Source organism: Amycolatopsis thailandensis (genome assembly GCF_042723255.1).
Classification (GTDB): domain Bacteria; phylum Actinomycetota; class Actinomycetes; order Mycobacteriales; family Pseudonocardiaceae; genus Amycolatopsis; species Amycolatopsis thailandensis.
Window position 1 is genome coordinate 1 of record NZ_JBHXJK010000243.1, and the last position, 7,052, is coordinate 7,052.

Sequence of the window (7,052 nt, forward strand, 5' to 3'; positions counted from 1 at the left end):
GGACGACACGCGTGATGGGCCGGCCTACACTCGGAGACCGGTGAGTCCGACCGCGTGTCGTCCGTCTGGCCACGCGTGTCGTCCGTCTGATCACACGTGCCGTCCACTCGGTCACGCGGCAGTATTGACTCGGCCCGCCCAGGTCATTGCTGTCCGGCGCGCCTGGTGTTGTGAAAGTGGCTTTCGCGACACCTGAGGTCAGCGCATGGGCCCTTCACCACCAGGCGCGCGCGAGGGCGTCCGGCGTAGCTTCCTCCGGCGCCGGAAGGACCTTGAGGTACCACGTGAAATTGCTGTAGACGTGCAAAAACGCGTACGCCAGGCAGCGCCGGGAGAACTCCTCGTCCGGTTCGGAGCCGTACCCGGCGAGCAGCCGCCGCAGGAAGTCCTTGTCCCCGCCGGAAACGAACAGGCCGACGGCGACGAAGTCGTATTCGGCCGCGCCCCGCATCGCCGGTTCGAAGTCGAAGAGCCCGGTCAGCCGCGGCCGTTCACCGTCGTGGGTGACCATGAGGTGGTCGCGCATGAACTCGGTGTGCAGCGGGACGACGGGCGGGCTGCCCAGGTCGACGGAGTCGAGGAACGCCGGGATCCGCGCGATCCAGCTTTCGTCGAGCCCGGTCCGCCGGTGATGCTCGACGACGTTCGCGCGCTGTTCGGCGACGAAGGTGGCCCAGTCCGGCGGATCGAGGACGTCGAGACGCGGGTCTCGCAGCGAGTGCAGGGCGGCCAGTGTCTCGCCGAGCTCGGGAGCGAGCCGGTTCCGGTCCTCTGTGGACAGTTTCGGCCAGGCGTCCTTCAGTGTTTCGCCGCGCAGGCGCTCCATGAGCACGTAGCCCCAGCCGTCCCGTTCGCCGACGCCGTGTACGGCGGGGGTCGGGATCGGCAGCTTCCCGTGCAGGACCTCGAGCATCGTCCGCTCGGTGGGCAGCTCGTCGAGATGCACCGGCGGGAACAGCTTGAGCACCAGATCGTCACCGACGGCGTACACCGGCAGCGAGCCCTCGGTGAACGGGACGACCTCGCCGAGACCGAGCGACCCGGTCAGCGACGTCACCGCCGGAAGCAGGTCTTGCCTGGTCAGCGCGTCGAACTCGGCTTCGGTGCCGGCGGGCGGGAACGAGATCACGCACCGACCGTAGAACAGCGGACCGGAGACGGCGACGCAATTACCCGCTGCGCTCCAGCAGCGTCCGCGCCGCGCCGAGCACGAGACGGCAGACGTCTTCGGGATCCGCGCTGGCCAGCGGTTCCTTGCCGGTGATCTCGCGGACCAGGCCGATCCCGAGCAACCAGGCGAGGATGAGGTCGGCCCGCAGGTCCGCGTCGTCGGCGTCGGTCAGCGTGGCGAGCACCTTCGCGTACTCCTCGCCGAGCTGCCGCCGGACCGCGGCCGCCGCGCTGTCGTGCCCCGTCGAACGCAGGTAGGCGTCGAGCGTGCGATCACGGCCGGTGTCGGACTCCAGCATGCTGCGCAACGCCGTTCCGAGCAGTTCGCCCGGTGGGGTGGTGGCGATCTGCTCGCGTCCGCCGCGCGCCAGGACCTCCTCGAAGAGCGCGTCCTTCGAACCGAAGTAGCGGAACAGCAGTGCCTGGTTGGCTCCGGCGAGCTTCGCGATGTCCCGCACCGTCGTCCGGTCGAAGCCGCGTTCGGCGAACAGCGCGGCCGCCGCGTCGAGCAAGGCCGCCTTGGTCGCGGCCGCGTCGCGCCTGCGGGCCTGCGGTTCTTCCGTCATCGAGCCTCCCCGGGTCCGCACAGGCTAGCGGGGCGTCGCACGGTAGGCGCATTGACGCTCACCGTGATCGTGGTTAGCGTTGTAAGCAGTTGCTTACAAACCGCCGAGCCGGGGGGTTTCCGGACAAATGACCACCACTGACACCGAATTCGTCGCTTATCCCTTCAATCAAGACACGGGTCTCGAACTCGACGCGGCCTACGCCACCGCCCGCGAGACCAAGGGCATGCTCCGCGTCCGGCTCCCGCACGGTGAACCGGCCTGGCTCGCCGTGCGGTACGCCGACGCGCGCCTTGTGCTGGGCGACCGGAGGTTCTCCCGCGCCATGGCCGTGGACAAGGACGAGCCTCGGATGGCGCCGGGCAGGCGGCCCGGCGGGATCCTGAGCATGGACCCGCCCGATCACACCCGGCTGCGCACGCTGGTCGCGAAGGCGTTCACCATGCGCCGCGTCGAAACGCTGCGGCCGCGGGTCGCCGAGCTGGCGGCGGGCCTGATCGAGGACATGAAGGCCAAGGGGCAGCCCGCCGACCTGGTCGAGGACTACGCGCTGCCGATCCCGGTCGCGGTGATCTGCGAACTGCTCGGTGTCCCCGTCGAGGACCGGCCGAAGTTCCGCGTGTGGAGCGACGCCGCGCTGTCGACCAGCCCGCTGACCACCGAAGAGATGATGGCCAACCAGGACGAGCTGCGGGCGTACATGCACGTGCTCGTCGAGCAGCACCGCGCCGAGCCGCAGGACGACCTGATGACCGCGCTGATCGAAGCGCGCGACGTCCACGACAAGCTGAGCGAGCTGGAACTGGTCGACATGTGCATCGGCATCCTGGTCGCCGGGCACGAGACCACCGCCAGCCAGATCCCCAACTTCGTCTACGCCCTGCTCGAACAGCCGGAGCAGCTCGCCCGCCTGCGCGCGGACCTGGATCTGATCCCGGCCGCGGTCGAGGAGTTGCTGCGCTTCGTCCCGCTGGGTGCCGGAGCCGGGTTCGCCCGCTACGCCACCGAAGACGTCCAAGTGGGTGACGTGCTGGTGAAGGAGGGCGAGCCGGTGATGGTCGCGATCGGTGCCGCCAACCGGGACGCGCTCCAGTTCACCTCGGCGGAAACCCTCGAATTCGGCCGGGAAGCCAACCCTCATCTCGGCTTCGGGCACGGCGTGCACCACTGCCTCGGTGCCCCGCTGGCCCGGCTGGAACTGCAAGAGGCCTTGCGCGCTTTGCTGCGAGATCTTCCCGGATTGCGCCTCGGCGGCGATATCGTGTGGAAGACGCAGATGCTGGTGCGGGGGCCCCGCTCCATGCCGATCGGATGGTGAGCATGAGCTGGAAAGTCGAGGTCGATGGCAACACGTGCATCGGCTCGGGGATGTGCGCCGCGTTGATGCCGGAGGTCTTCGAACTCGAAGGCGCGACGGCGACGGTGGTCGAGGGGGAGGTGAACCCGGACGAGATGGTGCTGGACGCGGCGGACTCCTGCCCCGCCATGGCCATCGAGGTGCTGGAAAACGGTGCGGTGATCGGGCCGCGGCCCTGATAGTCGCCCTTTAATGCGTGGCGGTCGTCGGTGAAACGGCGTAGGACGGCTGGGTGAGCGACGACAGCTTGGCCATCCGAACCCTGACCACCGACGACCTGCCCGCGTTCTCCTCCGTGCTCGTGAGGGCGTTCCTCTCGGACAACGCGGAAGGCCTGCAATACCGCGAAGGGCTGGTGTTCGAGCCTGAGCGTTCGCACGGTGTCTTCGACGGAGACGAACTCATCGGATCGGGTGAACTGCTCACCCGCAAGATCACCGTTCCCGGTGCCGGGCAGACGCCGATCGCCGCGGTGACTTCGATCGGTGTCGCCCCGGGCCACCGCAGGCGGGGCGTGCTCACCCGGATCATGCGGGCGCAGTTGCACGGCCTGCACGAGGACGGCGGTGAAGCGATCGCCGCACTGTGGGCGTCCGAGTCGGTCATCTACCCCCGCTTCGGCTACGGCCTCGGGGCGCAGTTCTACCGCGCCAAGCTCCGGTCGAAGGCCGCGTTCCGGCCGGGTGTCGAACTCGAAACCGAACGGGTACGGGAAGTCGCGCGGGAAGAGGCGATCCCGCTGATCAAGGCGATCTACGAGAAAGAGGCGCCGCTGCGGGTCGGCGCGCTCGACCGGCCCGAGTCGGCGTGGGAATTCAACCTCGACGACCGGGAGGTCCGGCGCAACGGCGCGACGGAGATGAAATTCGCCGTGCTGTCGGACGGTTACGCGATCTACCGCGTGAAGAGCGACTGGGACGAGGAAGGGCCGCGCGGAACGCTGACGCTGCACGAACTCGTCGCGACCACACCGCGGGCGTACGCGACTTTGTATCGCTTCCTGCTCGACTACGACCTGATCGGCACGATCGAGCTGAACGCCGCCCTCGACGAACCGCTCATCCACATCCTCGCCGATCCCCGCAAGATGAGCCGGTCCGGCGGCGACTCGCTGTGGGTGCGGCTCGTCGACGTCGACCGCGCCCTGGTCACCCGCCGCTACAACGCGCCGGTGGATCTGGTGTTCGGCGTACACGACGCCTTCTGCCCGTGGAACACCGGGAACTGGCGGCTCACCACCGACGGCGACGGGAACGCCGAGGTGACGCGGGTGGAGGACGCCCCGGATCTCGACCTGGATGTGATCGACCTCGGCGCGATCTTCCTCGGCGGCACCCGGCCGAGCACACTGGCCGCGGCCGGCCGGATCAAGGAGCGGACGGCCGGCGCGGTTTCGCGGGCGACAGCGGCCTTCGCGACCGATCGCGAGCCGTCCTGCCTGGAATCCTTCTAGGCGCTGTCCTGTAAGTCCGTTCGATGGGCTTCGTGATCCAGGTGGTCTCTGGCGGTACGGGCGATTCAGTCTCGTACCGGGTTGTACTCGGCTGGATCGCCCGTGCCGTCAGGGGCCGCCTGGGCGCGAAGACCGCGGACGGACTTACGGGACAGCGCCTAGCACCTCATTACCTCGCGGGTAATCGACTTCGCACGGCTTGCCTTGTCAAGGTGAACGAGTGCGAGAAATCAAGGATTGGCCAGACGACCGGGTCGAAGGCACGGTGTCGCCGTCCGCTTGCGCCTTCATCACGAAACAGACCGAATTCGGGGCGATGCGCTCGGACACTCCCGAAGCACGCGAAGACCGTGTTCGGCTGTACGGCACGATTTTCGCCGCTGACGGGACACTGGCGGAATCGGGCAGCGCCGCGCCGATCGAAGGCAGGGCGAACATCGAGAACAACCTGCGGACCCTGCTGGGAGCTTTCCCGACGTTCCGGTTCACCCCGGTGAAGATCGTGGTGAACGGGGACGCCGTCTTCTACGAGGCGGCCAACGAAGCGGTGATCGACGGCCGGACGGTGCGCTATCCGGCCGTCTACCGGGTGGTGCTCAAGGACGGCGAGGTCACCCAGGGGCGGCGCTACCACGATCGGACGGAATGGTTCCGCCCCATCGAAAAGGACGCGCTCCGTGAACTGTTCGCGGGCGTCGCCGACGACTGCCCCAGGAAAGGACCGGCGTTCATCGGGCCGGGACTGACCACGCCGGTGACGGATCCGGTGTGCCACCTCGCTTATCTCGGCAGGCTGTCGGGCGCGATGTCCGACGTCCGGCTGGTGCCCGATCAGGCGGCGGCCGGTCCGCGCACGAAGTTCCAGGAGTACCGCGGAACCGTGAGGGCGAAAGGGCGGACGATCGACTTCGGGCTGATCGTGGGCACCGGACCCGGGCTGGTCCGCTACTACTTCGACACGTTGCCGCTGAACTACGACGACGTGGAGACGAACGCCTTGTTCACCAAGCTGCTCACGGGCGCAGCACGCCCTGCTCGGTGACCACCGCGGTGATCAGCTCGTGCGGCGTGACGTCGAAGGCGGGGTTGAACACCTCCGCGCCTTCGGGTGCGACCGGTATGCCGCCGAAGCTCAGGACCTCGCCGGGGTCGCGTTCCTCGATCACGATCCCGGCGCCGTCCGGCATCGCTGTGTCCACAGTGGACGAAGGGGCGACGACCACGAACGGGATCCCGTGGTGCTTCGCCGCGATCGCCAGGCCGTAGGTGCCGATCTTGTTGGCGACGTCGCCGTTGGCGGCGATCCGGTCGGCGCCGACGAGCACGCAGTCGACCAGGCCGCGGCTCATCGCGGCGGCGGCCGCGCCGTCGGGCTGGATCCGGTACGGGACCCCGGCTTCGGCCAGTTCCCACGCGGTCAGGCGGGCACCCTGCAACAGCGGCCGGGTCTCGTCGACCAGCACGGATTCGACCAGGCCGCGGGTCTGCAGATGCCAGACGACGCCGAGCGCGCTGCCCCAGGCGACCGTCGCGAGGTGGCCGGCGTTGCAGTGGCTGAGCAGCCGCAACGGCCTCTGCCCGCAGTGCGCGAGCACCACTTCCGCCGCCAGCCGCGACGCCTCGTGGTTGATCCGCTCGTCTTCGTCGAGGATCGCCAGCGCTTCGGCGAGGACGGCTTCCGGCCCCTCCGAAAGCCTCGCGAGCGCACGGGAGACGCCCCAGCTCAGGTTGACCGCTGTCGGCCGCGCCTGGGCGACACGCCGTGCCTCGGCCTCGACGTCACCTTTCGCGCGGGTCGCGAGCACCACGCCGAGCGCGCCCGCCGCGCCGAGCGCCGGCGCCCCGCGGACCGCGAGCCGCTGGATGGCGCCGACGAGGTCGCCGACGGTGCGCAGTTCGAGCACGCGGTATTCGGCGGGCAGCACGGTCTGGTCGATGATCGTGACCGCGTCGCCGGTCCAGTCGATCGTCCTGCGCATGGCGAGGTTCCCCCGGAAATCCAGTTGGCCGGCCGGAGCCGGTTCGATGAGGATGCGGATCGTGACCATTCAACGCCACCATCCGCCCGGTCTGCACCCCACGCCCACCTACCACCACGTGACCATCGTCGAAGGACGGCGGGACATTCACCTCGCGGGCCAGTGCCCGCTCGCCGAAGACGGCAAGGTCGTCGAAGGCGACGTGCTCGCGCAGGTCGACCAGGTCGTCGCGAACACCGCCGCCGCGCTCGCCTTCGCCAAGGCGACCCCGGCCGACGTCGTGCGCACCGTGATCTACGTGGTGACGCCGGACGCCGAGGTGCTTTCGGCCGTGTGGGACCGGTTCGTCGAGTCGGGGATCGGGGAGGCCTTCACGACCGCGAGCACCCTGCTCGGTGTCGCGCAGCTCGGCTACCCCGGGCAGCTCGTCGAACTCGACGTCACCGCTGCCACGGCCTGACCGTTCCCGCCGCTGTCGTATGTGATGTCCGTGAAGGCCTCCTTGAGGGACCCAGGGTCCCTCAAGG

At 68.9% G+C, this 7,052-nt stretch carries 8 protein-coding genes; 5 read left to right on the forward strand and 3 right to left on the reverse strand.

Translation table 11 applies throughout. The features are described from left to right. Positions 1-214: 214 nt before the first annotated feature. The gene (locus tag ACFWMR_RS42060; RefSeq protein WP_378382435.1) at positions 215-1,129 is read right to left on the reverse strand and encodes a phosphotransferase family protein; all 915 of its coding nucleotides are present in this window, start codon (positions 1,127-1,129) and stop codon (positions 215-217) included. Positions 1,130-1,169: 40 nt separating this feature from the next. Continuing rightward, positions 1,170-1,736: a TetR/AcrR family transcriptional regulator gene (locus tag ACFWMR_RS42065; protein ID WP_093933651.1), complete on the reverse strand. Its 567-nt coding sequence runs from the start codon at positions 1,734-1,736 to the stop codon at positions 1,170-1,172. 127 nt (positions 1,737-1,863) lie between these two features. On the opposite strand from ACFWMR_RS42065, the gene ACFWMR_RS42070 reads away from it, so the two are divergent. The 4 genes from ACFWMR_RS42070 to ACFWMR_RS42085 all read left to right on the forward strand — a co-directional run bounded on the left by ACFWMR_RS42070 (position 1,864) and on the right by ACFWMR_RS42085 (position 5,588). Then, a complete protein-coding gene (locus ACFWMR_RS42070) occupies positions 1,864-3,054 on the forward strand; it encodes a cytochrome P450 (protein ID WP_093933650.1) in 1,191 nt (396 codons plus the stop codon). Between the two features lie 2 nt (positions 3,055-3,056). Continuing rightward, on the forward strand, positions 3,057-3,272 hold the full coding sequence (locus tag ACFWMR_RS42075; protein ID WP_093933649.1) for a ferredoxin: 216 nt from the start codon (positions 3,057-3,059) through the stop codon (positions 3,270-3,272). 53 nt (positions 3,273-3,325) lie between these two features. After that, positions 3,326-4,546, forward strand: coding sequence for a GNAT family N-acetyltransferase (locus ACFWMR_RS42080; protein ID WP_378382436.1), 1,221 nt, complete (start codon positions 3,326-3,328; stop codon positions 4,544-4,546). Between the two features lie 220 nt (positions 4,547-4,766). Beyond that, a complete protein-coding gene (locus tag ACFWMR_RS42085; protein WP_378382437.1) occupies positions 4,767-5,588 on the forward strand; it encodes a nuclear transport factor 2 family protein in 822 nt (273 codons plus the stop codon). Here ACFWMR_RS42085 and mtnA read toward each other — a convergent pair. Then, a complete protein-coding gene (mtnA, locus tag ACFWMR_RS42090; protein ID WP_378382438.1) occupies positions 5,560-6,525 on the reverse strand; it encodes an S-methyl-5-thioribose-1-phosphate isomerase in 966 nt (321 codons plus the stop codon). The genes ACFWMR_RS42085 and mtnA overlap by 29 nt on opposite strands. 52 nt (positions 6,526-6,577) lie before the next feature. On the opposite strand from mtnA, the gene ACFWMR_RS42095 reads away from it, so the two are divergent. Next, complete coding sequence (locus ACFWMR_RS42095) at positions 6,578-6,985, forward strand: RidA family protein (protein ID WP_378276029.1); 408 nt, start codon at positions 6,578-6,580, stop codon at positions 6,983-6,985. The last annotated feature ends 67 nt before the right edge of the window (positions 6,986-7,052 follow it).

What these genes read in the sequence shown, in the direction of transcription:
- ACFWMR_RS42075 (WP_093933649.1), top strand. Translation starts at nt 3,057, where the DNA reads ATGAGCTGGAAAGTCGAGGTCGATGGCAACACGTGCATCGGCTCGGGG.
- mtnA (WP_378382438.1), bottom strand. Translation starts at nt 6,525, where the DNA reads ATGCGCAGGACGATCGACTGGACCGGCGACGCGGTCACGATCATCGAC.
- ACFWMR_RS42065 (WP_093933651.1), bottom strand. Translation starts at nt 1,736, where the DNA reads ATGACGGAAGAACCGCAGGCCCGCAGGCGCGACGCGGCCGCGACCAAG.
- ACFWMR_RS42070 (WP_093933650.1), top strand. Translation starts at nt 1,864, where the DNA reads ATGACCACCACTGACACCGAATTCGTCGCTTATCCCTTCAATCAAGAC.
- ACFWMR_RS42095 (WP_378276029.1), top strand. Translation starts at nt 6,578, where the DNA reads ATGCGGATCGTGACCATTCAACGCCACCATCCGCCCGGTCTGCACCCC.